This is a genomic window from Lysobacter sp. ISL-50, from assembly GCF_018612875.1.
GTDB lineage: Bacteria > Pseudomonadota > Gammaproteobacteria > Xanthomonadales > Xanthomonadaceae > Lysobacter.
Genome location: NZ_JAGGRI010000008.1, coordinates 52,449 through 78,949 on the forward strand (window position 1 = coordinate 52,449; position 26,501 = coordinate 78,949).

At 67.5% G+C, this 26,501-nt stretch carries 26 protein-coding genes; 7 read left to right on the forward strand and 19 right to left on the reverse strand.

The window, feature by feature from the left end; translation table 11 throughout:
- Nucleotides 1-25: 25 nt before the first annotated feature.
- The 11 genes from J7J50_RS06015 to J7J50_RS25095 all read right to left on the reverse strand — a co-directional run bounded on the left by J7J50_RS06015 (nucleotide 26) and on the right by J7J50_RS25095 (nucleotide 10,624).
- A complete protein-coding gene (locus J7J50_RS06015; protein ID WP_215060367.1) occupies nucleotides 26-2,407 on the reverse strand; it encodes a DNA internalization-related competence protein ComEC/Rec2 in 2,382 nt (793 codons plus the stop codon).
- 337 nt (nucleotides 2,408-2,744) lie between these two features.
- On the reverse strand, nucleotides 2,745-3,524 hold the full coding sequence (locus J7J50_RS06020) for an ATP-binding cassette domain-containing protein (RefSeq protein ID WP_215060441.1): 780 nt from the start codon (nucleotides 3,522-3,524) through the stop codon (nucleotides 2,745-2,747).
- Nucleotides 3,525-3,600: 76 nt separating this feature from the next.
- On the reverse strand, nucleotides 3,601-4,845 hold the full coding sequence (locus tag J7J50_RS06025; RefSeq protein WP_215060374.1) for a lipoprotein-releasing ABC transporter permease subunit: 1,245 nt from the start codon (nucleotides 4,843-4,845) through the stop codon (nucleotides 3,601-3,603).
- A 156-nt stretch (nucleotides 4,846-5,001) separates the two neighbouring features.
- The gene (locus J7J50_RS06030; protein WP_251047718.1) at nucleotides 5,002-5,625 is read right to left on the reverse strand and encodes a hypothetical protein; all 624 of its coding nucleotides are present in this window, start codon (nucleotides 5,623-5,625) and stop codon (nucleotides 5,002-5,004) included.
- Nucleotides 5,576-5,842: a succinate dehydrogenase assembly factor 2 gene (locus J7J50_RS06035; protein WP_215060376.1), complete on the reverse strand. Its 267-nt coding sequence runs from the start codon at nucleotides 5,840-5,842 to the stop codon at nucleotides 5,576-5,578. Before J7J50_RS06035 ends, J7J50_RS06030 begins: the two co-directional genes overlap by 50 nt.
- A gap of 115 nt (nucleotides 5,843-5,957) precedes the next feature.
- A complete protein-coding gene (locus tag J7J50_RS06040; protein WP_215060379.1) occupies nucleotides 5,958-6,380 on the reverse strand; it encodes an MAPEG family protein in 423 nt (140 codons plus the stop codon).
- A 399-nt stretch (nucleotides 6,381-6,779) separates the two neighbouring features.
- Complete coding sequence (locus tag J7J50_RS06045; protein ID WP_215060381.1) at nucleotides 6,780-7,568, reverse strand: succinate dehydrogenase iron-sulfur subunit; 789 nt, start codon at nucleotides 7,566-7,568, stop codon at nucleotides 6,780-6,782.
- A gap of 80 nt (nucleotides 7,569-7,648) precedes the next feature.
- Complete coding sequence (gene sdhA / locus J7J50_RS06050; protein ID WP_251044489.1) at nucleotides 7,649-9,403, reverse strand: succinate dehydrogenase flavoprotein subunit; 1,755 nt, start codon at nucleotides 9,401-9,403, stop codon at nucleotides 7,649-7,651.
- Nucleotides 9,404-9,446: 43 nt separating this feature from the next.
- Complete coding sequence (gene sdhD, locus J7J50_RS06055; protein WP_215060386.1) at nucleotides 9,447-9,857, reverse strand: succinate dehydrogenase, hydrophobic membrane anchor protein; 411 nt, start codon at nucleotides 9,855-9,857, stop codon at nucleotides 9,447-9,449.
- A complete protein-coding gene (gene sdhC, locus J7J50_RS06060) occupies nucleotides 9,854-10,249 on the reverse strand; it encodes a succinate dehydrogenase, cytochrome b556 subunit (protein WP_215060388.1) in 396 nt (131 codons plus the stop codon). Before sdhC ends, sdhD begins: the two co-directional genes overlap by 4 nt.
- A 171-nt stretch (nucleotides 10,250-10,420) precedes the next feature.
- On the reverse strand, nucleotides 10,421-10,624 hold the full coding sequence (locus tag J7J50_RS25095) for a DUF1674 domain-containing protein (RefSeq protein ID WP_215060395.1): 204 nt from the start codon (nucleotides 10,622-10,624) through the stop codon (nucleotides 10,421-10,423).
- Nucleotides 10,625-10,654: 30 nt separating this feature from the next.
- On the opposite strand from J7J50_RS25095, the gene J7J50_RS06070 reads away from it, so the two are divergent.
- The gene (locus J7J50_RS06070) at nucleotides 10,655-11,530 is read left to right on the forward strand and encodes a folate-binding protein (protein ID WP_215060397.1); all 876 of its coding nucleotides are present in this window, start codon (nucleotides 10,655-10,657) and stop codon (nucleotides 11,528-11,530) included.
- A 112-nt stretch (nucleotides 11,531-11,642) separates the two neighbouring features.
- Here J7J50_RS06070 and asnB read toward each other — a convergent pair whose 3' ends face one another.
- The 6 genes from asnB to J7J50_RS06100 all read right to left on the reverse strand — a co-directional run bounded on the left by asnB (nucleotide 11,643) and on the right by J7J50_RS06100 (nucleotide 19,694).
- Complete coding sequence (gene asnB / locus J7J50_RS06075) at nucleotides 11,643-13,619, reverse strand: asparagine synthase (glutamine-hydrolyzing) (RefSeq protein WP_215060399.1); 1,977 nt, start codon at nucleotides 13,617-13,619, stop codon at nucleotides 11,643-11,645.
- Nucleotides 13,620-13,625: 6 nt separating this feature from the next.
- On the reverse strand, nucleotides 13,626-15,863 hold the full coding sequence (locus J7J50_RS06080; protein ID WP_251044488.1) for a thiamine pyrophosphate-dependent enzyme: 2,238 nt from the start codon (nucleotides 15,861-15,863) through the stop codon (nucleotides 13,626-13,628).
- Nucleotides 15,864-15,989: 126 nt separating this feature from the next.
- Nucleotides 15,990-16,631 (reverse strand): glutathione S-transferase family protein, encoded by a 642-nt coding sequence (locus J7J50_RS06085; RefSeq protein ID WP_215060403.1) that lies wholly within the window; start codon nucleotides 16,629-16,631, stop codon nucleotides 15,990-15,992.
- 2 nt (nucleotides 16,632-16,633) lie between these two features.
- Complete coding sequence (locus J7J50_RS06090; RefSeq protein ID WP_215060445.1) at nucleotides 16,634-17,185, reverse strand: GNAT family N-acetyltransferase; 552 nt, start codon at nucleotides 17,183-17,185, stop codon at nucleotides 16,634-16,636.
- Nucleotides 17,186-17,396: 211 nt separating this feature from the next.
- Entirely contained in the window at nucleotides 17,397-18,560 is a 1,164-nt protein-coding gene (locus tag J7J50_RS06095) for an acyl-CoA dehydrogenase family protein (protein WP_215060405.1), read from the reverse strand.
- 297 nt (nucleotides 18,561-18,857) lie between these two features.
- Nucleotides 18,858-19,694 carry a glycine zipper 2TM domain-containing protein gene (locus tag J7J50_RS06100; RefSeq protein WP_215060407.1) on the reverse strand — a complete coding sequence of 279 codons (837 nt, stop codon included), beginning with the start codon at nucleotides 19,692-19,694 and terminating at the stop codon, nucleotides 18,858-18,860.
- 259 nt (nucleotides 19,695-19,953) lie between these two features.
- Here J7J50_RS06100 and J7J50_RS06105 point away from each other — a divergent pair, with 259 nt between their 5' ends.
- On the forward strand, nucleotides 19,954-20,175 hold the full coding sequence (locus J7J50_RS06105; protein WP_057943358.1) for a DUF6116 family protein: 222 nt from the start codon (nucleotides 19,954-19,956) through the stop codon (nucleotides 20,173-20,175).
- A 4-nt stretch (nucleotides 20,176-20,179) separates the two neighbouring features.
- Entirely contained in the window at nucleotides 20,180-20,944 is a 765-nt protein-coding gene (locus tag J7J50_RS06110) for a TatD family hydrolase (protein ID WP_215060409.1), read from the forward strand.
- Between the two features lie 226 nt (nucleotides 20,945-21,170).
- Here J7J50_RS06110 and J7J50_RS06115 read toward each other — a convergent pair whose 3' ends face one another.
- Nucleotides 21,171-21,986 (reverse strand): tRNA threonylcarbamoyladenosine dehydratase, encoded by an 816-nt coding sequence (locus J7J50_RS06115; RefSeq protein WP_215060410.1) that lies wholly within the window; start codon nucleotides 21,984-21,986, stop codon nucleotides 21,171-21,173.
- A 385-nt stretch (nucleotides 21,987-22,371) separates the two neighbouring features.
- On the opposite strand from J7J50_RS06115, the gene J7J50_RS06120 reads away from it, so the two are divergent.
- From J7J50_RS06120 to J7J50_RS06130, 3 genes are all read left to right on the forward strand, one after another.
- Complete coding sequence (locus tag J7J50_RS06120; RefSeq protein WP_057943360.1) at nucleotides 22,372-22,824, forward strand: hypothetical protein; 453 nt, start codon at nucleotides 22,372-22,374, stop codon at nucleotides 22,822-22,824.
- Nucleotides 22,825-23,052: 228 nt separating this feature from the next.
- Nucleotides 23,053-23,559: a glycine zipper 2TM domain-containing protein gene (locus J7J50_RS06125; RefSeq protein WP_215060412.1), complete on the forward strand. Its 507-nt coding sequence runs from the start codon at nucleotides 23,053-23,055 to the stop codon at nucleotides 23,557-23,559.
- Nucleotides 23,560-23,798: 239 nt separating this feature from the next.
- Entirely contained in the window at nucleotides 23,799-24,902 is a 1,104-nt protein-coding gene (locus tag J7J50_RS06130; protein ID WP_215060414.1) for a M35 family metallo-endopeptidase, read from the forward strand.
- Nucleotides 24,903-25,562: 660 nt separating this feature from the next.
- Here J7J50_RS06130 and J7J50_RS06135 read toward each other — a convergent pair.
- Entirely contained in the window at nucleotides 25,563-25,772 is a 210-nt protein-coding gene (locus J7J50_RS06135; RefSeq protein ID WP_057943363.1) for a cold-shock protein, read from the reverse strand.
- A 215-nt stretch (nucleotides 25,773-25,987) separates the two neighbouring features.
- Here J7J50_RS06135 and J7J50_RS06140 point away from each other — a divergent pair, with 215 nt between their 5' ends.
- Complete coding sequence (locus J7J50_RS06140) at nucleotides 25,988-26,473, forward strand: DUF456 family protein (RefSeq protein ID WP_215060416.1); 486 nt, start codon at nucleotides 25,988-25,990, stop codon at nucleotides 26,471-26,473.
- Nucleotides 26,474-26,501 lie beyond the last annotated feature (28 nt).

The window sequence follows — 26,501 nt, forward strand, 5'->3', positions numbered from 1 at the left end:
GCGAACCTCCGGCCCGTGGCCGACTTCAATCAGGCCGATAGGATAGCCCAGGGTCCGTGCGGCGGGTCGCATCCCAGACCCGCGGGTGTGCCTGGCGTCGCGTTTCCACGCCGATGCCGCCGGCGCGCAGGCCGACCCGCAAGGCGCCGTCGTCGGCGGTGTTTCGCGGCGTCGCGCCGGCGCGGCGCCAGCGTTCGAGCACGTCCGCGCGCGGGTGGCCGAAGCGGTTGCCGTGGCCGCTGGAGACCAGCGCGTGGCGGGCGCCGGCGGCCCGCACGAAGGCGGGATCGGAGGAGCCTCCGCTGCCGTGATGGGCGACCAGGACCACCTCGGCGCGCAGCGTTTGCGCGGGCGCTTCGGCCGCCCGGCGGACCAGATCGCGCTCCACGACCTCGCCGATATCGCCGGTCAGCAGCGCCGCGCCGTGCTCGGTTTCGATCCGCAGCACGCAGCTGGATTCGTTCTTCAGATAGGGAAAATGCGCCGGCGGATGCAGGAAACGCAGGCGCACACCGTCCCATTGCCAGGCGGTTCCGGCGCTACAGGCGCGGGTTCGCAGGCCCCGCACCGCCTCGCCGTCGATATCGGCCGGCGCGAACGGCATCGGCGCCGGAAACGCCCGCAACACGGCTTTGATTCCGCCGGCATGGTCGTTGTCGCCATGGCTGACGACGACATGATCGAGCCGGCGCACGCCCAGCGCGTGCAGGGCCGGGACCACGGCGCGCTCACCGGCGTCGAAGCCGTCGCGCACCGCCGGGCCGGCGTCGAACAGCAGGCTGTGACGGGCGGTGCGCACCAGCACCGACAGGCCCTGGCCGACGTCGATCACGACCAGTTCCGCCTCGCCCGGCCCCGGCAAGCGCCGGTCCGGCCACAGCAACGGCAGCCACAGCAGCACGGCCAGCGCCTTGCCCGGCACGCCGCGCGGCAGCAGCAGCCAGAACGCCCCGAGCAGGGCCAGCGGCAGCGCGAACCAGCGCGCTTCCGGCAGCCACCACAGGGCCAGCCCGCTCTCGGCCAGGGCGCTGAAGACCGGCCAGCCGGGCTCGAAGCAGGCCGCGGCCCAGCGCCAGGCGAATTCGCCGGCGCCGGCATGCACGCTCTCCAGCCCGGTTCCGAGCAGGGCCAGCGGCACCACGAGCAGACTCCACCACGGCACCGCGAGCAGGTTCGCCAGCGGCCCGGCCAGCGACGCCTGACCGAACAACGCCACGCACACCGGCAGCAAGCCCAGGCTGGCCACGCCCTGGGCCGAAACGAAACCGCGCAGGCGTTCTCGCCAGCCGCCCGCGTCCGGCCCGGGCAGACACCACAGCAACCAGGCCACGCCGAGAAAGCTGAGCCAGAACCCGGCACCGAGCAACGCCAGCGGATCGGCCAGCAAGACCGCGATCGCCGCCAGCGCCAGCGCGTCGAATCCGTGCACCGGCCGGCGCGCCATCCGCAGCGCGGCGATGACCGCGATCATCAGCCACGTGCGCATGGTCGGCAGCGCGAACCCCACCGCCGCCGCGTACAGCAATCCGCCGAGCATCGCCGCGACCGAAGCGGCGATCACCGCCGGCACCCGCCGCCCCAGCATCGGCAACGACCACCACAGCGCCCGCGCCAGCAGGGCGAAGAAGCCCGCGACCAGGCCCACGTGGAAACCCGAAATCGCGATCAGATGGGTCAGGCCGTCGGCGCGCAGAACATCCCAGTCGCGATCGTCGAGGCCGCGCGTATCGCCCAACGCGAGCGCGCGCACGAAGCGCGAACCGTCCGAGCGCACGGTCGCGGCGATGCGGTCGCAGATCGACTCGCGCCACGCAGTCAGGCCTTGCGCCGCGGACAATCGCCGGCTGCTTTCAGGATTGCGCAGGTAGCCGGTCGCGGTCAGGCGCTGCATCAGCGCGTATTTCTCCGCATCCGCGCCGCCGGGATTGCGCAGCCCTCGCGGCGCGCGCACCCGCGCGTGGAAACGCCAGCGCTGCCCGGCCTTTAGCACGCTGCGCGGGCGCGGATCGTCGTCGTACCACGCCAATCGCAACAGGCCACCGCGCACAGGCGCGGGCTGCGAGGCGTCGTCATCGACGCGGAACTCGAAACGCGTGCGTCGCGCTTCGTGCACGGGCAGATCGACGATGCGGCCGCTGATCGCGACTTCGCGCTTTTCCCATTGCGCCGGCAGCTGAAGATCGAGCGCGTAGGCGATGTGCGCGCTGGCGAGCGCGAAGCCGAACGCGGCGATCGCGACGACGCGCCAGCGCGGCGAACGCCACCATGCGATCGCGGCGGCGATGAGCATCGCTGCCGACAGTCCCCACGGACACAGCCACGGCGAGGCCAGCGCGGCGGCAGCGCCGGCCAGCAAAGCGATCGCCGCGAGTTTTCCGAAAGGCGGCGTCCTTGCCGCGTCGAGCATGTTGGGTTCTCCGTCGATGGCTGCGCTTCGCGATCCGTGCGAAGCGTTATGCACACTCTACGGACGGGGCCCGGATCGCCCAATCGGTATTGATGCCGTCGGGCTGTAGGCGTTTCCTGATCGGATCGTCGCCATCGGCGCCGTCGTTCGTAGCACGGCCGCCCTGCCCCGCGGCCCCGCGGTGGCGGCGAATGCAGGCATCTGCGCTGCGTTCGCTTCGGGTGCGGGATCTTCTGCGATGAGGCGCTTCGCGCGACCCGCGCAGGTTGCAAGCGTTTGCGAGCGCTACATCGACAGCCGGCGAACGCCTTGCGCGTCGCCGGCCACTTCGTCCCGATCAGACTTCGCTCGGCGCCAGTTGTCGCAGCTTGCCTTCGTGCAATTCCAGCACGCGATCCAGACGCCGCGCGAGGCGGCGGTCGTGGGTCACCAGCACCAGGCTGGTGCCCTGCTCGCGGTTGAGCGAGAGCATGATCTCGAACACCGTGGCCGCGGTTTTCTCGTCGAGATTGCCGGTGGGTTCGTCGCCGAGCACGCAGGCCGGACGGTTGATCAGCGCGCGCGCGACCGCGGCGCGCTGGCGCTCGCCGCCGGACAGCTCGCCGGGTTTGTGCTGCAGCCGATGCCCCAGCCCGACCGATTCCAGCAGCGCGGTGGCGCGCTGGCGCGCCTGCGCCACCGACGGCGCGTCGATGCTTTCGGACACCGAGCGCACCATCGCCAGCGGCAGATCGAAGAATAGATAACGCGGCACCGCCATCACCACGCCGCCCCACGAGCGCGCGCGCTTGGCCCGCACCGAGCGCCCGCTCAGCAGGATCGGCAGCATCACGTTCTCCAGCGCGGTGAATTCCGGCAGCAGATGGTGAAACTGATAGATGAAGCCCAGCGACTGATTGCGCAGGATGCCGCGCGAGCGGTCCGGCAGAGCGTTCATGCGATGGCCGCCGACATACACCTCGCCCGCGGTCGGCGTGTCCAGGCCGCCGAGCAGATGCAGCAAGGTGCTCTTGCCGGCGCCGGACGCGCCCAGGATCGCCACGGTCTCGCCGCGGCGGACCGCCAGGTCCAGGCCGTCGAACACCGGCGTGTGCAGATTGCCTTCCGAATAGGTCATCGCCAGCCCTTCGCAGGACAGCACGATTTCGTCCGGGGATTGCGAGGCAGCAACGGCGGCGGCCGGATTGCGGATATCACTCATAGCGCAGCGCCTCCGCCGGTGCCGTGCGCGCGGCGCGCCAGGCGGGATAGATGGTGGCGACGAACGCCATCGCCAGCGCGACGCAGGCGATGATGATCACGTCGCTGCTCTGCAGATCGGTCGGCAGGCCGGTGATGTAGTAGACGTCTTCCGGCAGCAGTTGCACGCCGAGCACTTTCTCGATCAGCTTGAGGATGTGCTCCAGGTTCAAGGTCAGCACGATGCCGCCGACCACGCCGAGCACGGTGCCGATGATGCCGATCAAGGTGCCCTGCACGACGAAGATGCGCATCACGCTCAAGGGAGTAAGGCCCAGGGTGCGCTGGATCGCGATGTCGGCCTGCTTGTCGGTGACCAGCATCACCTGCGAGGAGACCAGGTTGAACGCGCCCATCGCGATGATCAGCGACAGCAGGATCGCCATCACCGTCTTCTCCATCTTCAGCGCGCGGAACATGTTGGCGTTGTCGCTGCTCCAGTCGGTGACCCGGTACGGACCGCCCAGGCTGACCGCCAGATCGCGCGCCACCTCCGCGGCCTGATCCATGTCGTGCAGCTTCAGGCGCACGCCGGTGACGCCGTCGCCCATGCGCAGCACCCGCTGCATGTCGTGCATGTTCACGACCGCCAGGCCCTTGTCGTATTCGTTGTAGCCGGCTTCGAAGATGCCGCTGACGTTGAAGCGCTTGAGCTGCGGCATCGCGCCCATCGGCGTGCTGCGGCCGTCGGCGGTCATCACCACCACGCTGTCGCCGACCTGCGCGCCCATCCACAGCGCGAGCTCCTTGCCGAGCACGATATTGAAGCTGCCGGGGGTGAGCGAGTCGAGCTTGCCCTCGACCATCTTCTCGGCCAGCACCGACACCTTGCCCTCTTCGGCCGGCACGACGCCGCGGATGATCGCCGGCTGCTGGCGCGAGGCCGACAGCAGGGCTTCCTTCTCGATGTAGGGCGCGGCGCCGACCACGCGGGTATCGGCCATCGCCTTGTTGACCGCGAGCGGCCATTCGACCAGGGGCTCGCCGTAGGCGCTGACGGTGGCGTGCGCGGCCATCTGCAGCATGCGGTCGCGGATTTCGCGCTGGAACCCGCTCATCACCGCGAGCGTGGTGATCAGCGCGGTCACGCCCAGGGCGATGCCCGCGATCGAGGCCAGCGAGATGAAGGAGATAAAGCCGTTACGGCGCTTGGCGCGCAGATAGCGCAGGCCGATGGCTACTGAAAGAGGTTTGAACATCTATGGAGCCGGGACTCGGGATTGGGATTTGGGCATGGTCGTCATCTGGCGCTTCGTTCGGTTCCGCGGTCGGCCGGCTTCGGGCGGGCGTCGGCGCCGAGTTGGCCGCGCGCCGCGGTTTTCACGACGCCCGAAGCCCGAGTTGAGAATCGCCGCTCATGGTGCCATCGAACGCGGACCGCGCGCAGGACTTGTGACCGCGACGGCCAGCCTCAGTTCACGGCGGCCGGCGGCGTCCAGGGTGTCGGGCCACCACAGCAGGCGCCGGCGGCGGCCGTCGGGGCCGGTGAAATCCAGCCGGGCCAGCCAGCCGCGCCAGTGCAGGCGCAGGTCGCAGATCGGCGCGGCGGCGAGCGTGGCGCGGCCGCCGGCGATCACCAGCGGCTGCGGCGGACGCCGGGCTTCGCGCCGGGCCGACCATCCGGCCCAGGCCAGGGCCAGCGCGGCGAGCGGCAGCGACGCGGGCAACGGCAGCTCGGCGGCCACGGCCGAGAACGCGGCCGCCAGCCCCAACACGATCAAGGCCGCCGACAGCAGCCGCGACGGACGCCATTGCAGGCGGCAGTCCGCCGCCGGTGGCGGCGTGGGGTCGTGGCGCAGCGTTTCGTGTTCGAAGCGGGCGCCTGCTTGCCGCTGGCGATCGAAGCGGTTGCTCGCGTGCGGTTGCCGCTCAGGGCAGTTGCCTGGTTGTGGCGGCCGCTCAGGGCGGCTGCTTGCTTGTGGCTGCCGCTCAGGGCGGCAGCCGGCGGATGAATTCGACGAGGGATCGAAGCTCAGCATCGCCGGCCTCCTCATGGCCCATGAACCAGTGCCAGAGCTTATCGTCCTCGGTTTCCAGCAACCGTAGGAAAACCCCGCGCCGCGCTTCGGAAGCCTGCCTCCATTCGCGATCGAGATAGCGCCCGAGCAACTGGTCCAGTTCGCGCATGCCGCGACGGCAGCGCCAGCGCAGGCGGCGCAGTTCGATTTCGTCAGCGGCGGACAGTTCTTCGCTCATGGGCGGTTTCCGGCAGAAGGGAGCGCGACGATCATCGCGCACGCGTCGTCAGGGCGGCGTTTGCGATGGCAGAACGACTCGCCGGGTTTTGTCGCCGTTTTCGCTTCGCGCAACATCATCGACCGATCAATCCTATGGCGAGATAAATCCAAAGCGCCCACAGCACCAGGCCTCCGGCCGCATACGCCGCGAAGCGATGCATGACGCGGTTGTAGGTGCACTGGATGAAACTGTGCGCGATCCGCATCGCCACGAACAGCCACGCCAGCGTCAGGGTGAGCGTGTCGGCCAGACCGTTGAATGCCGCCACCGTCAGGGCCAGATAGAACAGCACCGGCAGTTCGAACAGGTTGCGGAAATTATCCGCCGCGCTCGATTCGGTAAAGCGCGCGATGGCCTGCGCCGAGGTCGCCACGGATTGCGGATGGATGCGGTCGCGGTACATCTGGCGAATGCGCACGCGGAACATGCGCAGCCAGACGATGCAGGTCAGCGCGGCCATCGCCAGCGCGGGCAGGAAGATCGCTTTCGTGTCCATCGGTCGCCTCGTTCCTCAGTGGCCGCGGTTTGCGCGGCGGGTCGGTGTCGGTGCGACGCGGGCTGCTTTGCCGGTGAGGGCTGCGCTGATGGGCGGCTGCGTCGCGGTAGGTTGTTAGTGGCTGGACTGTTCGACTGCTCGGTTCCGAGTGTTTCGCTTTTGCTCGTCATTCCCGCGAAGGCGGGAATCCAGAGACTTCAGGCGTTCTCGCACGAAAGTCACTGGATTCCCGCTTTCGCGGGAATGACGGATTGGGAGATGGCGTCTCTGGCAAAGCATCCCGCCACCCACCGCATCACACCATCGCACCAACGGCCAAGCCCCGCTCGCGAAAACGCCGCCGCCCAGATCGTCCGGACGGCGGCGTCGAAGGCGCTCAGGTCGAATCCGTTGCCGCGATCAGACCCGGCGCGCCAGCATCAGCTTCTTGATCTCGCCGATCGCCTGCGCCGGGTTCAATCCCTTCGGACAGGTGCGGGCACAGTTCATGATGGTGTGGCAACGATAGAGCTTGAACGGGTCTTCCAGATCGTCCAGGCGCGCGCCGGTGTCTTCATCGCGCGAATCGATGATCCAGCGATAGGCCTGCAGCAGAATCGCCGGGCCCAGGTAACGGTCGCCGTTCCACCAGTAGCTCGGGCAGCTGGTCGAGCAGCACGCGCACAGGATGCATTCGTACAGGCCGTCGAGCTTCTTGCGGTCCTGCGGCGACTGCAGGCGCTCGCGGTCGGACGGGGTCGCGCTCTGGGTGCGCAGCCACGGACGGATCGAGGCGTACTGCGCGTAGAAGTGGGTCAGATCCGGGACCAGGTCCTTGACCACGCCCATGCTCGGCAACGGATACACCGGCACGTCGCTCTTGGCGTCGCCGCAATCGGCGATGGCGCGCGTGCATGCCAGGGTGTTGGTGCCGTCGATGTTCATCGCGCACGAGCCGCAGATGCCTTCGCGACAGGAGCGGCGGAAGGTCAGGGTCGGGTCGATCTCGTTCTTGATCTTGATCAACGCGTCCAGAACCATCGGACCGCAGGTCGCCAGGTCCACCTCGTAGGTGTCCACGCGCGGGTTCATGCCGTCGTCGGGGTTCCAGCGATAGACCTTGAAGGTGCGCGGCTGCTTGGCGCCGGGCGTCGGCCAATGGCGGCCCTTCTGGATCTGCGAATTTTTCGGTAGTGCGAACTGAGCCATGCTGGCGATCTCTGGGCTGGCGGCGGTACTGAGGGGTGGGAGTTACCGGCGCGCGAACGGGCGCGCGCCGCATTCGCCGATCAGTACTTGCGTTCCTTGGGCGGCACGTAGGCCACGTCGTCGGTCAGGGTGTAGTTGTGCACTGGCCGGTAGTCGATGCTGGTCGTGCCCTTCTCATCGACATAGCACAGGGTGTGCTTCTGCCACTCGACGTCGTTGCGCGTGGGGAAATCCTCGCGCGCATGCGCGCCGCGCGACTCGGTGCGGTTCTCGGCCGAGACGATCGTCGCCAGCGCCTGGCTGAGCAGGTTGGACAGCTCGTAGGTCTCGATCAGGTCCGAGTTCCAGATCAGCGAGCGGTCGCTGACCTTGACGTCGGCGAACAGCGCGTGGATCTCGCGCATCTTGCGCACGCCGTCGCTCAGCGTTTCGCCGGTGCGGAACACCGCCGCGTCGGCCTGCATGGTGCGCTGCATCTTGTCGCGGATGACCGAGGTCGGGGTGCTGCCGCTGGCGTTGCGCAGCTTGTCCAGGCGCGCCAGCGCTTCGTCGCAGGCGTCGGCCGGCAACTTGGCGTGCGGGCCGCCGGGGGTGATGGTCTCGGCGCAGCGGTTGGCCACCGCGCGGCCGAACACGACCAGATCGAGCAGCGAGTTCGAGCCCAGGCGGTTGGCGCCGTGCACCGACACGCAGGCCGCTTCGCCGATCGCGTACAGGCCTTCGACCACCGCGTCGGGGTTGCCGTTCTTCAACTGCACGACTTCGCCGTGGTAGTTGGTCGGGATGCCGCCCATGTTGTAGTGCACGGTCGGGATCACCGGGATCGGCTCTTTCTCGACGTCGACGTTGGCGAAGATGCGCGCCGATTCGGCGATGCCGGGGAGCTTTTCGTGGATGACTTCCGGGCCGAGGTGGGTCAGGTCGAGCAGGATGTGGTCCTTGTGCTCGCCCACGCCGCGGCCTTCGCGGATTTCGATGGTCATCGAACGGCTGACCATGTCGCGCGGCGCCAGATCCTTCACGCTCGGGGCGTAGCGCTCCATGAAGCGCTCGCCGTTGCTGTTGCGCAGGATGCCGCCCTCGCCTCGCACGCCTTCGGTGATCAGGCAGCCGGCGCCGTAGATACCGGTCGGGTGGAACTGCACGAACTCCATGTCCTGCAGGCCCAGGCCCGCGCGCAGCGCCATGCCGCCGCCGTCGCCGGTGCAGGTGTGGGCCGAGGTCGCGGAGAAATACGCGCGGCCGTAGCCGCCGGTGGCCAGCACCGTGCCCTGGGCGCGGAACAGGTGCAGCGTGCCTTCGGCCATGTCGAGGGCGAGCACGCCGCGGCAGGCGCCGGTCTCGTCCATGATCAGGTCGAGGGCGAAGTATTCGATGAAGAACTGCGCGTCGTGCGCCAGCGACTGCTGGTACAGCGTGTGCAGGATGGCGTGGCCGGTGCGGTCGGCGGCGGCGCAGGTGCGCTGCGCCGGCGGGCCTTCGCCGTACTTGGTGGTCATGCCGCCGAACGGGCGCTGGTAGATCTTGCCCTCGTCGGTGCGCGAGAACGGCACGCCCTGGTGTTCGAGCTCGATGATGGCCGGGATGGCCTCCTTGCACATGTATTCGATCGCGTCCTGGTCGCCCAGCCAGTCCGAACCCTTGACGGTGTCGAAGAAGTGGTAACGCCAGTCGTCCTCGCCCATGTTGCCCAGCGCGGCGGAGATGCCGCCCTGCGCGGCCACGGTGTGCGAACGGGTCGGGAACACCTTGGTGATGCAGGCGGTCTTCAGGCCCTTCTGGGCCAGGCCGAAGGTCGCGCGCAAACCGGCGCCGCCGGCGCCGACCACGACCATGTCGAACTTGTGTTCTTGAATCTTGTAGGCAGAGGCCACGACGTCAGGCTCCCAACGTGATGCGGATGATGGCGAGCACGCTGGCGAGGGCCGCGAGTACGCAAACGAAAACGACGGCGATCTGCGAAGCGACCGCCAGACCCGGGGTGTGGACGTAGTCCTCGATCATGACCTGCAGGCCGAGCTTGGCGTGCCAGAACATCGCGATCACGAACGCGCTCAGCAGCACCGCGTTGCAGGGATTGGCGACCGAGGCGCGCACGCCGGCGTAGTCGCCGCCGATCCACGACACGATCAGGCCCAGCACGTACAAGGTCAGCCCGATCAGCGCGATCGCGGTGACGCGCTGGACGATGAAGTGATGCGTGCCGTCCTTGGCCGAACCCAGGCCGCGCGCGGTCTTGAGCGGGTTGCGCAGCTGCTTGCCGCCGTTGCTTCCGATCTTGGTGCTCATGCGCCACCTCGCGACATCATGGCCACGACCCAGATCAAGGCGGTCAGCACCAGGCTGCCGATGACGCTGATCCAGCCGTTACGGATGAAGGTCTCGACCTTGTAGGCGTAGCCCGCGTCCTGGACCAGATGGCGGATGCCGTTGATCAGGTGGAAGGCGAAGGCCCAGGTCCAGCCGAACAGGACCAGGAAGCCCAGCGGCGAGCGCGCGCAGGCGACGAAGCGCGCCCACGACTCCGGCCCGGCCGCCAGGGCGACCAGGCCCCAGGCGATCAGCAAGGCGCCGACGAAAAGGATTACACCGGTGGTCCGGTGCACGATCGAGGTCACCATCTGAATCTGCCAGCGGTAAACCTGCAGATGAGGTGATAGGGGTCGTTCGCGGTTCGCCATTAGCGTGGCAATCTCGGCTGGGCGGCGGCGGCCGCGTGGCGGGAAGCGTGGGAGCGCTTGGGTGTGGGGTGAGTGCTTGAAAAGCGGGTCGTCGGATCAAAGATCGTTACTGCGGCCGTCGTCTCCAATGAAGTCGGCGTGCGCCGATTTCGCTGAAGCGATGACCGCCGGTTAGAAATCGATGCAACGGCCGTTCTTTTCCCAGTCGCCATAGCGGGTCGGTTCGAGGCCCTCGCGACCACCGTGCTCTTTCGGAGCATGCTCCACAGGAGCGTCCTTGGCGGAAGGCGATTGGCCTCCCGTTTCGGAAACGGGAGTTGCCGGGGTCTCGGACGCTTGGTCCGAACGTGCTTCCGGGGTGGTTTCGCCTATCATCACAGCGTTAAATATTAATTCCCGGCCCCCATGCCTGACAACCCGCAAGCCTTGCCCGGACGGGCGTTCGCCCTGTCCGGTCAATATCTCATCGCCCTGGAAGGCCGCGACGCGGCTGCTTTTGCCCAGGCGCAGTTCATGAACGATGTGAAGTCGCTGGCCTACGGCCACTGGCAATGGAGTGGCTGGCTGACGCCAAAAGGCCGGGTAATCGCGCTGTTCGCCCTGCTGCGCCTGTCCGAGCACACGCTCTGGCTGCTGCTGCCGGACGCCGACGCGGCGGCGATGGCGCAGTCGTTGAAGCGATTCGTCTTCCGCAGCAAGGTCGCGATCGATTTGCGTGAAGACTGGGTGATCGAAGGCCGTCATTCGGCCCCCGAGCAGGCCAACCGCGCGAAAATCGGCGGCGACGAGGCCTCGGGCCTGGAACTGGATTTCAGCGGCGACGGCGGCGCGCGGACCTTACGCATCGTGCCGGCCGGCGCGAAGGCGGAGGAAGACGCGGCGGCGCTGGCGCGATGGACGCAGGCCGATCTGCGCCACGGCCTGCCGCGACTGCCGGCCTCGCAGGCCGAACAATGGACGCCGCAGCAACTCTCGCTGGAGCGGTTGAGCGCCTTCAGCGTCAAGAAGGGCTGCTATCCGGGCCAGGAGATCGTCGCGCGCACGCACTTCCTCGGCAAAGCCAAGCGCGGGCTGGTGTTGTTCGAAAGTCCGGCCGAGGTCGCCGCCGGCGCGGAAGTGCGTGGCGAAGCGGCGGTGCTGGGCTCGGTCGCCTCCGCGGCGGGCGCCGGCGCGGTGCATCTGGCGTTGGCGGTGTTGCCGCTGGATCGTCCGCAGGGGCCGGTGAGTATCGACGGGCATGCCGTGATCGAACAGGCGCTGCTCACGGGGCTGGAACGCTGAGCCGAGTCGCGCGACGCGTGCGTGGGTTCGAGTAGAACGCCCCGCTACGGCCGACGCGAGTCGCAGCTCGCACATCGGCCGCGACACTGCACCGGCCGGGATCGGCGCCGCGCTACAACCCGCCCTCGCCGTGCGAATTGCGCGCCATCGCATCGCCGGCCAGATTGCGCTGTTCGCGCCAATGCTCGTGCCAGGCCTGGAACATCAGCACGTTCCACAGATGCGTGTGCCAGCGTTTTTCGCCATCGACGAAGCTGCGCCACAAGCCGCCGACCAGTTCGGCGTCGAAATACCCTTCCGCGCGCAGCCGCCGCGGATCGAGCAAGGCCTCGGCCCAGTCGTGCAGGTCGCCGCGCAGCCACTGCGACACCGGCGCGCCGAAGCCGCGCTTGCCGCGATCGACCATCGCATCGGGCAGATAGCGCTTGAGCACGCGCTTGAGCAGATGCTTGCTGCCGCTTTCGCCGCGCTTGTACGACAACGGCAGCGACCAGGCGAACTCGGCGATATTCGTGTCCAACAACGGCGCGCGCGCTTCCAGTCCGACCGCCATGCTGGCGCGATCGACCTTGCACAGCAGATCGTCGGGAAGGTAGACGCTGTAGTCGGCCAGCATCATCGCGTCGGCCGGCGTGCCCTGCCCGGCCAGCGGATCGGCCAAGTCGTACAAAGTCGGCGGCAACTTCGCGCCGGGCACCGCGGCTTCGGGAAAACGCCAGCGCACGATCCGGTTGCGATAGACGTCGCCGATGCCGCGCGCGCCCATCTCGGCCGCGAACGCGGCGAAACCGCCGGCGCGCGAGGCTTCGCCGTGGCCTTGCGCGGCCTTGGCCAGCCAGCCGCGCAACGGCAGCGGCACGCGCTGCAGCAGGCGCAGATTGCGCAGCGCGCGTTCGTAGCGCTTGTAGCCGAAGAACAACTCGTCGCCGCCGTCGCCGGACAAGGCCACGGTGACCAGGCTGCGCGCGAGTTTGCACACCAGCGCGGTCGGCACCTGCGAGGCGTCGGCGAAGGGTTCGTCGAACATCGCCGGCAAGCGCGGCACCACCGCCAGCGCGTCGGCGCCGCTGACATACAACTCGGTGTGCGCGGTGCCCAGGTGACGCGCGACTTCCAGCGCCAGCGGCGCTTCGTCGTGGTGCGAACCTTCGAAACCGATGGTGAAGCTTTGCACCGGCTTGGCGCTCAACGCCTGCATCAGCGAAGTCACTACCGACGAATCGGTGCCGCCGGACAGGAACACGCCGACCGGCACGTCGGCGACCATGCGCAGGCCGACCGCGTCGCGCAGCAGATCGTCGAGCCGGTCTTCGGCCGCGTCGATGTCGCCGTCGAACGGCTGCGCGATCGCCGCAGCCATGCGTTCGCCGGCGTGCCAATAACGTTGCTGGTCGCGCGCGGGATCGTGCGCGGCCGCGCCGGCGGCGACCGTGGCCGCGTCCAGGCGCAACAGCGCGCCGGGCATGACCTTGAAGGTGTCGGTATGGATGCAGTGCGGCGAGGGCACGTAGTCGTAGCGCAGCAACAGCGCCAGCGCATTGCGGTCCACGCCGTTGTCGAACTGCGGATGCCGCCACAGCGCCTTGAGTTCGGAGCCGAACACCAGGGTGTCGCCGGCCCAGCCGTAGTACAGCGGCTTCTTGCCGACGCGGTCGCGCGCCAGCCACAGCTCGCTGCGGTCGCGGTCCCACAGGGCGATCGCGAACATGCCGTTGCAGCGCGCGATCGCCGCTTCCACGCCCCACTCCACCACCGCCGCCAGCAGCACCTCGGTGTCGGAATGGCCGCGGAAGCCGCGGCCGAGCGCGAGCAGTTGCTCGCGCAGCTCGGCGAAGTTGTAGATCTCGCCGTTGTAGGCGATCACGTAGCGGCCGTCGGCGGAGGCCATCGGCTGATGGCCCAGCGGCGACAGATCGAGAATGCTCAGGCGCCGGTGCGCGAGCGCGATGCCGGTCTGCGGATCGGCCCAGACGCCGTCGTCGTCCGGGCCGCGATGGCGCAAGGCGTCGCCCATCGATCCGGCCAGCGCGAGCAGATGCTCATGGTCGAGATCGTTGCGCGGACGCAGCAGGCCGGCCAGTCCGCACATCGGCGGTCAGCCCTTGGCCAGGGTGTCGGCGGCGCGGACGATGTCGTCCTCGCCGGGAATGACCAGGAACGCGGCGCCGGCCAGGGGCGTGTAGGTGTCCACGCCGACCACGCGCTGCATCGGCACCGCGCCCAGGCCGGCTTCGGCCAGCGCGGTGATCACGCCCTCGCCCACGCCGGCGCTGCGCCGGCCTTCATCGACGACGATGACGCGCCTGGCGTTTTTGGCCTGCGCGGCGATGTAGGCGTCGTTGAGCGGGACCAGCCAGCGCAGGTCCACCACGCGGGTCTTCCAGCCGTGGGCCTGCTCGATCTGCTTGGCGGCGCGCAGGCTCATCGGGATGCCGTTGCCGTAGCTGAAGATCACCAGATCGTCGCCTTCTCCGTAGGTACGGCCTTCCCCGAGCGTCATCGCCTCGGTGGGATCGGGATACGAAGTCAGCCACTGGCCGTCGCCGGCTTCGTACAAGTCCTTGGTCATGTACAACGCAATCGGCTCCAGGAATACGGCCACGCGGCCGTCGATCTTGGCCAGCGCGGTCAGCGTGCGCAGCATGGTCGCCGCATCGTCGCCGCGCGAGGGACAGCCGACCACCAGACCGGGAATGTCGCGCAGGGCGGTGATCGAATTGTCGTTGTGGAAATGGCCGCCGAAGCCGCGCTGATAGCCCAGGCCGGCGATGCGCACCACCATCGGGTTGCGGTACTGGTTGTTGCTGAAGAACTGCAGCGAAGCCGCTTCGCCGCGAATCTGGTCGCAGGCGTTGTGGAAATACGCCAGGTACTGGATTTCCGGAATCGGCAGTAGGCCGACGTTGGCGAAGCCCTGGGCCATGCCGAGGATCATCGTCTCATCCAGCAGCGTGTTGAACACGCGGCGCGCGCCGAAGGCTTTCTGCAGGCCCTTGGTGACGGTGTAGACGCCGCCCTTCTGGGCCACGTCTTCGCCGAACAGCAGGGTCTCGGGGTATTTCGCGAAGATGTCGTGCAGGGCGTTGTTGATCTGGATCGCCAGATGCCGCGGCGGCTGGTTTTCCGGCAGCTTGGCCTGCCCGCCGAACACCTCCAGGCGGCGCTCGGCGAAATCCGCGCGCGCGGCTTCCTTCGCCACCGCCGCCGGCGAATAAGGCGCCAGCGGCGCGATCACTTCGCGCAGATCGTCGAGCTTGGGCCGGCGGTCGGCCTCTTCGGCGGCGGCGAAGCAGCGCTTGCGCGTGGCTTCGTACAGATCCAGCACGTCGCTCTTCGACATCAATCCCGATTCCAGCGCGATCGCCGCCGAGCGCAGCAGCGGATCGCTGGCCTCGACCGCGCACAGTTCCTCGACCGAACGCCATTCGATCTCGAAGTCGGTGCCGGCGTGGCCCATGATGCGCGTGGTGCGCAGATGCAGGAAAGTCGGACGGCGCGTGCGGCGGCAGTGTTCGACCGCGCGTTGCACGTCGCCGTAACCGCTGGCCAGGTCCAGGCCGTCGGCGGCGAAATAATCCAGGCCGTCCATGCTGCGGAAACGATTGCCGATCCAGCCGCCCGGGGTCTTCACCGAGATGCCGATGCCGTTGTCCTCGCACACGAACAACACCGGCGCCGGCAGCTTCTGGTACGCGGTCCAGGCGGCGGCGTTGAACGCGGTCTGGGCGGTGGCGTGATTGGCCGAGGCGTCGCCGAAGGAGCAGATGGCGATGCTGTCGTCGGGAATCGGCAACGCATGGCCCAGGCGGCGGCCGGTTTCGATCGCCACCGCGGTGCCCAGCGCCTTGGGCAGATGCGAGGCGATGGTGGAGGTTTGCGGCAACACCCACAACGGCTTGCTGCCCCACACTTTGTGGCGGCCGCCGGAAGCCGGATCGTCCTTGCTCGCGGCGAAGGACAGCGCCGAGTCCATTACCGGGTCCATGCCCGGCAACTTGCGGAAGCGCTCGGCCATGAAGCCGCCGCTGCGGTAATGCAGGAACGCCGGATCGGTGTGGCGGGTCAGGCGCGCGACCATCGCATTGCCTTCGTGGCCGCTGGAACCGATGGTGTAGAAGACTTTGTTCTGCACGCGCAGCACGCGCGCCATCAGGTCCAGGTGGCGGCTGATCAGCTGCGATTCGAACAGTTCGCGAAAGCCGCGCGCATCGAGCGCGCTGCCGTCGAGGATGGCTTCTTCCGGCGAGGGACGCGCATCGCCGCGGCCGTTCCAGCCGTTGACGAATTCGACGAGATTGAGGTCGCAGATTTCAGCTCGGTTGAGGCCCTTCATTCGCGCCGGGATGGGATTGGCCACCGGATTGAAGTTCGGCACGCTACTGAAGATCGAGGACTGCGGTTGCGCTGACATCGGAAGCTCCGCCGCCCGTCGCCGGGCCGGCATATCGGTGAGGAAAGATCAGAGGGTTTGTGCGATCAGCCGCGCGGCCTGCGGGCCGGGCTCGGGCAGCGCGAGGAAGCCCGGCGTCGCGCGCACGCGCGCCAGCCAGGCCCGGACCGCGGGATACGGCGACAAGGCGATGCCGCCGTGTTCGGCCACATCGGTGTAAGCGTGCAAGGCGATATCGGCGATGCCGTAGCGATCGCCGGTGAACCAGTCGCGGGTCTGCAGATGCCGCTCCATCACCGCCAGCGCCTGATGGCCGCGCTCGCGCAGCTTCGGCAGTTCGGCCCGGCGCGGCGAATCCAGCGGCGTCCAGCCGGCGATGAAGCGGGCCACGGCGATGCTGGGCTCGTGGCTGTACTGCTCGAAATTCATCCAGCTCAGCGCTTGCGCGCGTTGCCACAGATCGACCGGCAGGAAGTCGCTGCCGTCGGCGAGGTAATAGAGGATGGCGTTGGATTCGCTGAGCGTGCGGCCGTCGCTGAATTCCACCACCGGCACTTTGCCGTTGGGGTTGAGGGCGAGGAATTCCGGCGTGCGGGTCTGGCCCTGGCTGCTATCGACTTCGACCCAGTCGTAGCGCTCGCCCAGTTGTTCCAGCAGCAGTCGCAGCTTGTGGCAATTGCCCGAGGGCGAAAAGCCGTGGACGGTGATCATGCTCAGGCTCCGCTCTTGCGCCGCGCGCGCCATTCGTCCGCGGACTGGCCCCAGACTTCGACCTGTTTTTCGTGATAAGGCTCGGGCAGGTGCCCGTAGCGCAGGAAGCGCGAGCCCAGCTTGGCCGCGACGCCCTTGGAGGCGGCGTTTTCCGGATCAATGGTGTGGATGATCTCGGTCCAGCCCAACTGTTCGACCGCCCAGTCCATGGTCGCGGCCGAGCCTTCGCTGGCGTAGCCCTTGCCGTTGGCGTCGGCGACGATGCCCCAGCCCACTTCGGTGCCCGGCCAGCCTTCGGGATACCAGGGACCGAGCCGGCCGAGCCAGCGGCCGCTGCTTTTTTCGATCACCGAGAAGAAGGCGAAACCCTGCACGGCCCAGGAGCCGACCACCGACATCATCGCGCGCCAGGCCAGCGGCCGCGGCTGCGCGCCGCCGACGTAGCGCACGTGATCGCCGTCGGCCATGAACGCGGCCCAGGCGTCGAAGTCTTCCAGGCGCGGCGGGCGCAGGATCAGGCGCGGCGTTTCCAGCTGGATGTCGGGAATCGTCATCACGGTCGCGTACTCCTGGTGCGCATCGTCAAGCCCCTGTCCACTGATTGAGCCCCTCTCCCGCTTGCGGGAGAGGGGGTGGGGTGAGGGCGCGCGATGTCGCGTGCGTTGCCGCGGGCGATTGGTTGCCGCGTGCCCTCATCCGGCCCTCCGGGCCACCTTCTCCCGCAGGCGGGAGAAGGAATATCGTGCTGCCTTGCGGCAGCAAAATTTAGAAGGCGTTGATGCCCGTCAACTCGCGACCGACCACCAGTTGGTGAATCGTCTCGGTGCCTTCGTACGTGATCACCGACTCCAGATTCAGCGCATGACGGATCGCCGAATGCTCGGTGGTGATGCCGGCGCCGCCGAGCAGATCGCGGCATTCGCGCGCGATGTCGATGGCCATGCGGCAGTTGTTCCACTTCGCCAGGCTCACCTGGGTCGGCTGCATGTTGCCGGCGTCCTTCAAGCGGCCGAGCTGCACGACCAGCAGCTGCGCCAGGGTGATGCGGCGCGCCATCTCGGCCATCTTGATCTGCGCCGACTGGGTCGCCGCGACCGGACGGTCGAACAGGATGCGTTCCTTGGTGTAGCCCAGCACTTCGTCCAGGCAGGCGATGGCCGCGCCGATCGGGCCCCAGGTGATGCCGTAGCGGGCCTGGGTCAGGCAGCCCAGCGGACCCTTGAGGCCTTTCACGTTCGGCAGGCGATTGGCTTCCGGCACGCGCACGTTGTCGAAGAACAGCGACGAGGTCACCGACGCGCGCAGGCTCATCTTGTGCTTGATTTCCTGCGCGGCGAAACCGGGCATGCCCTTCTCGACCACGAAGCCCTGAATGCCGTCCTCGGTCTGCGCCCAGACGATGGCGATGTCGGCCAGGTTGCCGTTGGTGATCCACATCTTGGAGCCGTTGAGGACCCAGTCCGCGCCGTCCTTCTTGGCGTTGGTCTTCATGTTGGCCGGATCGGAGCCGCCGTGCGGCTCGGTCAGGCCGAAGCAGCCGATGATCTCGCCGCGGGCCATGCCCGGCAGCCAGCGCTCGCGCTGTTCTTCGGTGCCGTAGGCGTAGATCGGGTACATGCACAGCGAGGACTGCACGCTGACGAAGCTGCGGATGCCGCTGTCGCCGCGTTCCAGCTCCTGGCAGATCAGACCGTAGCTGACCGCGTTGAGGCCGGCGCAACCGTATTTTTCCGGGAGCGAGGAGCCCAGCAGGCCGAGTTCGGCGATTTCCGGCACCAGTTCCTTCGGGAACCGGCCCTGGTCGAAGGCATCGCCGATGATCGGGATCACGCGCTCGTCGGTGAAGCGGGCGACGGTGTCCTGGACGGCGCGCTCCTCTTCGCTGAGCAGGGAACGCACGTCGAACAGATCGTAGGGATGCAGGGCCATCGGGCTCAATAATCCTTGGCAGAAAGACCGCCATTGTAATGGCCCCACCGGGCCGGAGTAAGGCCGAACAGGCCCGCTGCGCACGCATGGGCCGGTATGCGGTGGATTCTTGCGAAAGCGGTGGCCGTGCCGGGACAGGTTCGCGCCCCGCTGCGCTCAGGCCGAGCCGCCCGACGGCCGCGGCGCCCGTCTGGCGCGAAATCGGGGCGGGCGGAGGGCGCGCAAAAACAAAACGGGGCCGGATCGACCGGCCCCGTTCAAGGGTACTGAGCTGAGCGCCGAAGGCGCCTGGGTGGATCAGCCGCGATCGGGCGCCGCCACCGAAGCGGTCTGGGTCACGACCTGGCCGTTGATGACCGGCAGGCGCTGGGTCGGACGCTCAGCCATGCGGATGGTCTGTTCCTGGCCCTGGTAGCGGTAGGTCACGTCGTAGCCGACCACCTTGTTCTCGTTGCCCAGGGCGATGCGGCTGCCGGGCTTGCTTTCGGTGCGCATGGTGCCGGTGGTGCCGTCCGGATTACGGAAGGTCACGTTGTAGGCGACCACGCGCGAGGACTGCGAGGTGTCCGAGGTGGTGTGGCACTGGCGCTCGGTGCGGTTCACGACGCGGCCGCCGACGTGGTTGCGGTCGACCCGGTTGCCGATGAAGCCGCCGGCCACGGCGCCGGCCGCGGTCGCGGCCTTGCGGCCATTGCCGCCGCCGACCTGATTGCCGAGCAAGCCGCCGATGACCGCGCCGGCCACGGTGCCGCCGACGTTGCCGTCGCGCTCGGGCAGGCGTTCCTGCACGACCACGTCCTGGCAGACTTCGCGCGGGGTGGACACTGTGTTGGTCTCGCGCACCGGATCGGTGCCGATCACGGTGGCGTAGAGCTTTTCTTTCTGGTTGATCGGCTTGACGTTGACCACGTCGGCGTATTCGACCTGCGGGGCGGTGTTGATCGCGCCGCTGGCGGCGAGATCGCCGGCCGGGGTCGCGCCGTTCATCGCCGTTGCCGGCAGTTGCTCGCCCGGCGCCGGGGTCAGCGCCGCGGCCTGGGTGGCGGGGGTGCCGCGGAAGCTCTGGAAGGCCGCAACCGCTACGCCGCCGACCAACAGCGACGCGATCGCGACCGCAATGATGTTCTTGTTCATGTGGAGCCTCCTGCAGCGGGGGAACCGCGGTGGTAAGAGAGTCTGGAATGCGGATCGAGCGCTTCGTCGAAGACTGGCTTCAGCCCGGCCTTTCGGAAGCCTCTCCCCGAGGCATGTCCAAACCGTGTGTGGACGCCGCCATTCCACCACTTGAAAGCTGAACCAGCACCTATTGAATTTCGCTAATCTGTCCCCTGTCTGAACCGTCACGCGAGCGCGTGCTAGCGTGTTTGCAACCTGCGTCACACCTGGACCGAACATGGCCAATCCGTTGCTGGCTCCCCTGATGGGTTTTCTCGGACGCCTGAGCTATCCGCGTCTGTTCGTGGTCACCGCGACCCTGTTCGCGTTCGACCTGGTGATTCCGGACTTCGTGCCGTTCGCCGACGAGATCCTGCTCGGCCTGGGCACCTTGCTGCTGGCCAACTGGAAGAACCGCAAGGCGCCGCAACCGCCGGGCATCCAGCCGCCCTCGTCCTGAACCGATGCACGGGTTGATCGACAGCCACTGCCATCTCGACGCGGCCGAATTCGACCCCGACCGCGCCCAGGTGGTCGAACGCGCGCGCGCGGCCGGCGTCGCCGCGCAGGTGGTTCCGGCGATCGGCGCCGCCGGCTGGCCGAAGCTGCGCGAGGTCTGCGCCGGCGAGGGCCTGCATCCGGCCTACGGCCTGCATCCGATGTACCTGGATTCGCATCGCCCCGAGCATCTGCGCGAACTGCGCGAGTGGATCGAGCGCGAGCGGCCCTGCGCGGTCGGCGAATGCGGGTTGGATTATTTCGTCGAAGGCCTGGACCGCGAGCGGCAGTCGTTCTACTTCGAAGGCCAGCTGGAACTGGCGCGCGAATTCGACCTGCCGCTGATCGTGCACGCGCGCCACGCGGTCGATGCGACCCTCGCCGCGATCCGCCGCATCGGCGGCCTGCGCGGCGTGGTGCACAGCTATTCGGGCAGCGAGGAGCAGGCGCGGCAGTTGTGGAAGCTGGGGTTTTCGATCGGCCTCGGCGGGCCGGTGACTTACGATCGCGCCCAGCGTTTGCGCCGCATCGTCGCGGCGATGCCGATCGAATTCCTGCTGCTGGAAACCGATGCGCCGGATCAGCCGGATTCGCGGATTCGCGGGCAGCGCAACGAGCCGGCTCGGCTGTCTTGGGTGTGCGAAGTGATTGCGCAGTTGCGCGGTGTGGCGGCGGAGGACGTCGCGGCCGCTACCTCGGACAATGCGCGGCGGTTGTTTGGGTTGGGTTGAAAGGCGGGTGGGTTCCGGTTGCTGATCGGAAAGCGTCGGGGCTGAAGCCCCTCCCACAAAAGCGGTTGCGCGGCGGTTGTTTGGGTTGGGTTGAAAGGCGGATGGGTTCTGGTTGCTGATCGGAAAGCATCGGGGCTGAAGCCCCTCCCACAAGAGATTCCGAAGCCGCAACCGCTTTTGTGGGAGGGGCTTCAGCCCCGATGCTCTTCGCTCAGCCGCGACGAACTCAAGCCGCCTGCACCTTCGGCTTGAGCAGAATCTCCAGCGCCCGCCCCACCGCCGCGAACGCGAACACGCCGGTGATGTGCGTCGCCGCGCCCAGTCCCGCGCCGCAATCGAGCTTCAGCGCGGCATCGCCGGCCACCTTCGGCCGCAAGCCGCAGACCGTGCCGTCGGGCTGCGGATACTTCACGTTCTCCAGCGAATAGATCGCCGACACGCCGAAGTAGCGATCGGGATTCTTCGGGAAATTGAATTCGCTACGCAGCTTCTTGCGGATCAGCGCGAGCATCGCGTCGTGCTCGGTGCGCGACAGATCGCGCACCCGCACCAGGGTCGGGTCGGTGCGCCCGCCGGCGGAGCCGACCGCGATCACCGGCAGCTTGCGCCGCCGGCACCAGGCGATCAGCTCGACCTTGCTGCGGAAACTGTCGCAGGCATCCAGCACCAGGTCGAAGCGGCGATCGAGCAGCTCGTCCAGGTTCGACGGGGTCAGAAAGCTTTGCACCGCATCGACTTCGATCGCCGGATTGATCGCGCGGCAGCGTTCGGCCATCGCCTCGACCTTGGCCCGGCCGTAGTGGCCGTCGAGCGCCGGCAGTTGCCGGTTGGTGTTGGACACGCACAGATCGTCGGCGTCGATCAGGGTCAGATGGCCGATGCCGGTGCGCGCCAGCGCCTCCACCGCCCAGGAACCGACCCCGCCCATGCCGACCACGGCGATGCGGCATTGGCGGAAACGGGCGACGGAACCTTGCCCGTACAAACGGTCGATGCCGGCAAAACGCTCTTGCCAGACGGTGTCGGGAGATGCGGAAGTCATACGCATAGTGTAGTGGCCCGGGCCGCCGATTCGGCCCGGCCGCGGCGGAAAGCACTGAGCCGCGGATGAGGCGACCGGGCCGGGCGAGACGGCGCCCTGCCCGGCCCGTCTGGAACGGCGTCGGCCCGGATGCCGCGAACGCATCGAGCAGCGCTCCGGCGATCACCGATGCAGGCGCGAGTCCGCCGGTGCATGCAAGCCGCCCTCGCCTCGCGAAAGGCCGTCCGCTTTCCGTCGCCACGTCCCGCCTTCAAGCCATCCGCCATCGATCGCGACGCGACCGCGCACCCGACCACTCGCAGGCGCACACACGCACTCGCACACGTGATCTGGAACTCACATCACCGCATGCTATCGTTCGGCGATCTTGGATGGAGGCCAGGCAATGAGCGATACCCAGCCCACCAACGCCCCTGCGAAACGCAAAGGCAATGGTTCGAAGTACCTGTTCCTGTTTTTGATCGGCCTGGTCGGCGGCGTCATCGCCACGGTCATGGCGGTACGCGCGCTGGAACAGCGCAAGGACCATTTCCCCGACAGCGTCATGCACGTGCAGGCGTGGCATCTGGATCAACTGCAAGCCAAGGTCAAGGAAAATCGCTGCGGCCCCACCGACACGCTGCCGCACATCAAGACGCTGCGCACGATGGCCGACGATCTCGATCCGGCTTTCCCCGATCTCAAGGACGATCAGCGCTTCTCTCAACATTCCAGCAAGATGCGCGCCGCGCTCGACGGCGCCCTGACCAGCCCGCCGGTCAGTTGCGCCGGCGTCACCACGGTGTCGCAGCAGATCGGCGAAGCCTGCAAGGCCTGCCATCAGGACTTCCGCGGCTGAGCCGCCGCGCGCGCTTGCGTGTGAGGCCATCGACAGGTTTCGAATACGCCGGCCCCGGACATCCGGGGCTGGCTTTTGTTGCGCCCTTGCATCGCCCTGCCTGCCGCCAGCTGAACACAGCAGCGTGGCGGCACATAAATTGAACACGCGTTCACGCACCGGCTTATAGCTTGGCAGGCGCGTGGCGACTGTCCGCCACTTCGCAATGCACAAGCGCAGGAGCCTGGAATGAACACCAACAACATCCGATTGCTGGGCGTAGCGGCCGCGGCCACGCTGGTACTGGCCGGTTGCGCTACTTCGCCGGGTTACGGCGGCGGCTACAACAACGGCGGCTACAACAATAACTATCCGCAGCAGCCCAGCTACCCCAGTCAGCAGAACAATTGCTACGACTGCGGCGTCGTCACCCGCATCGAGCAGATCAGCACCCAGAGCACCGCCCCGAGCGCCACCGGCGCGGTGTTGGGCGGTCTGGTCGGCGCCGTCGCCGGCCGCAAGATCGCCGACGATCACACCGACAGCAAGGGCCGCAAGAACGCCGCCACGGTCGGCGGCGCGGTCGCCGGCGCCCTCGCCGGCAACGCGATCCAGAACCGCGTCGGCGCGCCGAGCTACAACGTCTACGTGCGCATGGACGATGGCCGCACCACGGTCGTCACGCAGAAGGATCTCGGCGGCATTCGCGAGAACACCTACGTGCGCGTCGCCAACGGTCGCGTCTACATCCGCTGATCGCGTCCGGCCGCGAGCGCGGGTAATCGCGCCGCGCCGATGAAACAATGTAACGAAAGAAAACGGCCCGCATCGCGGGCCGTTTTCGTTATGCGCGCACGAGGCGATGAGTTCATAACCCGCATCACGATTAGGCATGGAACTGGCGCACTTAATGGGGTCTTCATCGAACGGGCCTTGCGCTAGGGTCATTCGCGTCCGCCTCGCGGACCTAGCCATCGCAAGATCAGGAGATCGGAATGAAATTTCGCTTCGTGCATGCAGTCTCCGTAGGCGCCGTCCTGTCCGGCGCCATCGCCGCCGCCGTCGCCACGCCGCCCTCGGCGCAGAACAATCCGCTGCGCGTGGGCATGGTCGCGGTGACCGGCGGCGCCGACGATTTCCTCGGCTCGGTCGAGGTCAGCATCACCAACACCAGCAAGAAGGCCGTGCGCCTGCCCAAGTGGCAACTGCCGTCGGATCAATTCGAGTCGAAGCTGTTCTCGATCAGCTACAACGGCCAGCCGGTCGCCTACGAGGGCGCGATGGTCAAGCGCGGCCTGCCGCAGGCGCAGGATTTCGCGATCCTGCAGCCGGGCGAAACCGTGCGCCGCGTGATCGATCTTTCGGCGGGCTACGACCTGTCCAAGACCGGCCAGTACGTGGTCGCGTTCAACGCGCCGCTGCAGCACGCATCCACGTCCGACCGGGTGATGCTGCAACAGAGCAACGGCTTGCCGATGAGCGTGCAGAGCGCGCCGCTGAGCCTGTGGGTGGACGGTCTGGATCAGCTCGGCGGCGCCAAGGTCTCGGCCGCGGCCAAGCCGGTCGGTACCAAGGCGGTGGTCAACGGCGTCAACTACGTCGGCTGCACCACCTCGCGCACCAGCTCGGCCGGTCAGGCCGTGGTGCAGGCGCGCGCCTACGCCGAGAACGCCAAGGGCTATCTCAATAACGGCACCGTCGGCCCGCGCTATACGACCTGGTTCGGCGCCTACACCTCCAGCCGCTACAGCACCGCGCGCTCGCACTTCGCCTCGATCGATTCGGCGATCGACCAGAGCGGCGGCCAGATCACCATCAACTGCGGCTGCACCAGCAGCGCCTACGCCTACGTCTATCCGAACCAGCCGTACCAGATCTATGTCTGCAACGCGTTCTGGAACGCGCCGCTGACCGGCACCGACTCCAAGGCCGGCACGCTGATCCACGAGATGAGCCACTTCACCGTCGTCGCCGGCACCGACGATCACGTCTACGGTCAGGCCGGCGCGAAGAATCTCGCCAACACCAACCCGACCAACGCGCTCGACAACGCCGACAACCACGAGTACTTCGCCGAGAACACGCCCTTCCAGAACTGAGGATCGCGCGCGGCGCCGCTACAACGGCCCCGCGCTGTCTCGCTGCGAATCGCGGCCCGCTTCGGCGGGCCGTTTTTTTTCGCGCCGGGCAACCCCGTCGCCGCGGCGCGTGCGTTGGATAGCTACGAGCCCAGCGCAGGACGCGCGCAGCGATGCAGGACGCGCGCAGGCGCGGCGGGAGACGAGGCCCGCCGCGCCACCGACGCAGGCTTACCGCGCCCAGGTCCGGGCGCGGTCACCGAACCGGCGCGGGGCGAGCAAGGGCACGCCGGTCGCGGGAATCGCCGCCACAGGGAAGTGAGGACGGTCGTCGAGGCCGTCGCGGTCGCCGGGGGCCTTCGGGCCCCCGGTTTTTGATTCGATAACGCAGCGCCGGTGCATGCGATCGGCGCCAACCTTTCGGCGGGCCGCGCTCGGCGAAAGATTTAAATCGATATAAACCCACGATTTAATCCCGCAGCGGATTTTCGCCGGCGTCGCGGCCCGAATCCGGACGCGTTTCAGCGCCGGCACGGCGGGCGAAAAAATACATATTCGGCGGCAGCGGCGCGGCGAATATGTACATTTGTGACATGCATCAAAATTACACAAAAGAAAAACCCGGCCGGGGCCGGGTTTCTCTGACGAAGTGCGGCGCGATGTTGCGCCGCAGCGAACGTCTTACAACGGTTCGACCGCGTCGGCCTGCAGGCCTTTCTGGCCCTGCACGACCGTGAAGGAAACTTTCTGGCCTTCCTTCAAGCTCTTGAAGCCCTGGGATTGGATCGCGCGGAAATGCACGAATACGTCTTCGCCGTTTTCACGGCTGATGAAGCCAAAACCCTTGGCATCGTTGAACCACTTGACGGTTCCGATTTCTTTGCCGGACATCGTTACTCTCTCCTTGGAACGTGGTGTTGTTAACGCGGCTTTTCCGCGTGCTGGTTGCAAGGAGGAAGCGAGGTGCAACGATGTAGCGGATCGATGGATCAACCGCATCGGGCCACGATTCACGGTGACCCTTGGCAAACGCAGCGCCCGCAACGTACCCCGACATGGGCCAAAATGCAAACAGCCCGGACAATCCGTTCGGACAGGGGTTCGGCATGGATTTGGATACGTTTTATTACATATTGGCGGGCGTGCTGGTGGTCATCGGAATCGTCGGCACGGTGCTGCCGGCGCTGCCCGGTCTGCCGCTGGTGTTCGCCGGCATGCTGCTGGCCTCGTGGGTGTCGGGATTCGAGAAAGTGGGCGGGGTCACCCTGGTCGTGCTCGGCCTGCTGACGGTGCTGTCGATGGGCATCGATTTCGCCGCCACGGCGATGGGCGCCAAACGCGTCGGGGCGAGCAAGCTGGCGATCATCGGCTCGGTCATCGGCACCTTCGCCGGGTTGGCGTTCGGCCTGGTCGGGGTATTCGTCGGCCCCTTCGTCGGCGCGCTGGCCGGCGAGTTGATCCATACGCGCCAGTTGTCGCAGGCGACCAAGGTCGGCGTCGGCACCTGGATCGGCATCGTCGTCGGCACCGTGCTCAAGTTCGGACTGGCGTTCGCGATGGTCGGCCTGTTCGCGCTCGCGTGGTTCTTCTAAGTGGCGCGCGAGTGTTCAACGCGTGCGC

Excerpts from the sequence above, each read along its gene's own strand:
- J7J50_RS06015 (WP_215060367.1), bottom strand. The coding sequence starts at position 2,407 with ATGCTCGACGCGGCAAGGACGCCGCCTTTCGGAAAACTCGCGGCGATC.
- J7J50_RS06020 (WP_215060441.1), bottom strand. The coding sequence starts at position 3,524 with ATGACCTATTCGGAAGGCAATCTGCACACGCCGGTGTTCGACGGCCTG.
- J7J50_RS06025 (WP_215060374.1), bottom strand. The coding sequence starts at position 4,845 with ATGTTCAAACCTCTTTCAGTAGCCATCGGCCTGCGCTATCTGCGCGCC.
- J7J50_RS06030 (WP_251047718.1), bottom strand. The coding sequence starts at position 5,625 with ATGCTGAGCTTCGATCCCTCGTCGAATTCATCCGCCGGCTGCCGCCCT.
- J7J50_RS06035 (WP_215060376.1), bottom strand. The coding sequence starts at position 5,842 with ATGAGCGAAGAACTGTCCGCCGCTGACGAAATCGAACTGCGCCGCCTG.
- J7J50_RS06040 (WP_215060379.1), bottom strand. The coding sequence starts at position 6,380 with ATGGACACGAAAGCGATCTTCCTGCCCGCGCTGGCGATGGCCGCGCTG.
- J7J50_RS06045 (WP_215060381.1), bottom strand. The coding sequence starts at position 7,568 with ATGGCTCAGTTCGCACTACCGAAAAATTCGCAGATCCAGAAGGGCCGC.
- sdhA (WP_251044489.1), bottom strand. The coding sequence starts at position 9,403 with ATGGTCGTGGTCGGCGCCGGCGGCGCCGGTTTGCGCGCGACCTTCGGC.
- sdhD (WP_215060386.1), bottom strand. The coding sequence starts at position 9,857 with ATGAGCACCAAGATCGGAAGCAACGGCGGCAAGCAGCTGCGCAACCCG.
- sdhC (WP_215060388.1), bottom strand. The coding sequence starts at position 10,249 with ATGGCGAACCGCGAACGACCCCTATCACCTCATCTGCAGGTTTACCGC.
- J7J50_RS25095 (WP_215060395.1), bottom strand. The coding sequence starts at position 10,624 with ATGATAGGCGAAACCACCCCGGAAGCACGTTCGGACCAAGCGTCCGAG.
- J7J50_RS06070 (WP_215060397.1), top strand. The coding sequence starts at position 10,655 with ATGCCTGACAACCCGCAAGCCTTGCCCGGACGGGCGTTCGCCCTGTCC.
- asnB (WP_215060399.1), bottom strand. The coding sequence starts at position 13,619 with ATGTGCGGACTGGCCGGCCTGCTGCGTCCGCGCAACGATCTCGACCAT.
- J7J50_RS06080 (WP_251044488.1), bottom strand. The coding sequence starts at position 15,863 with ATGAAGGGCCTCAACCGAGCTGAAATCTGCGACCTCAATCTCGTCGAA.
- J7J50_RS06085 (WP_215060403.1), bottom strand. The coding sequence starts at position 16,631 with ATGATCACCGTCCACGGCTTTTCGCCCTCGGGCAATTGCCACAAGCTG.
- J7J50_RS06090 (WP_215060445.1), bottom strand. The coding sequence starts at position 17,185 with ATGACGATTCCCGACATCCAGCTGGAAACGCCGCGCCTGATCCTGCGC.
- J7J50_RS06095 (WP_215060405.1), bottom strand. The coding sequence starts at position 18,560 with ATGGCCCTGCATCCCTACGATCTGTTCGACGTGCGTTCCCTGCTCAGC.
- J7J50_RS06100 (WP_215060407.1), bottom strand. The coding sequence starts at position 19,694 with ATGAACAAGAACATCATTGCGGTCGCGATCGCGTCGCTGTTGGTCGGC.
- J7J50_RS06105 (WP_057943358.1), top strand. The coding sequence starts at position 19,954 with ATGGCCAATCCGTTGCTGGCTCCCCTGATGGGTTTTCTCGGACGCCTG.
- J7J50_RS06110 (WP_215060409.1), top strand. The coding sequence starts at position 20,180 with ATGCACGGGTTGATCGACAGCCACTGCCATCTCGACGCGGCCGAATTC.
- J7J50_RS06115 (WP_215060410.1), bottom strand. The coding sequence starts at position 21,986 with ATGACTTCCGCATCTCCCGACACCGTCTGGCAAGAGCGTTTTGCCGGC.
- J7J50_RS06120 (WP_057943360.1), top strand. The coding sequence starts at position 22,372 with ATGAGCGATACCCAGCCCACCAACGCCCCTGCGAAACGCAAAGGCAAT.
- J7J50_RS06125 (WP_215060412.1), top strand. The coding sequence starts at position 23,053 with ATGAACACCAACAACATCCGATTGCTGGGCGTAGCGGCCGCGGCCACG.
- J7J50_RS06130 (WP_215060414.1), top strand. The coding sequence starts at position 23,799 with ATGAAATTTCGCTTCGTGCATGCAGTCTCCGTAGGCGCCGTCCTGTCC.
- J7J50_RS06135 (WP_057943363.1), bottom strand. The coding sequence starts at position 25,772 with ATGTCCGGCAAAGAAATCGGAACCGTCAAGTGGTTCAACGATGCCAAG.
- J7J50_RS06140 (WP_215060416.1), top strand. The coding sequence starts at position 25,988 with ATGGATTTGGATACGTTTTATTACATATTGGCGGGCGTGCTGGTGGTC.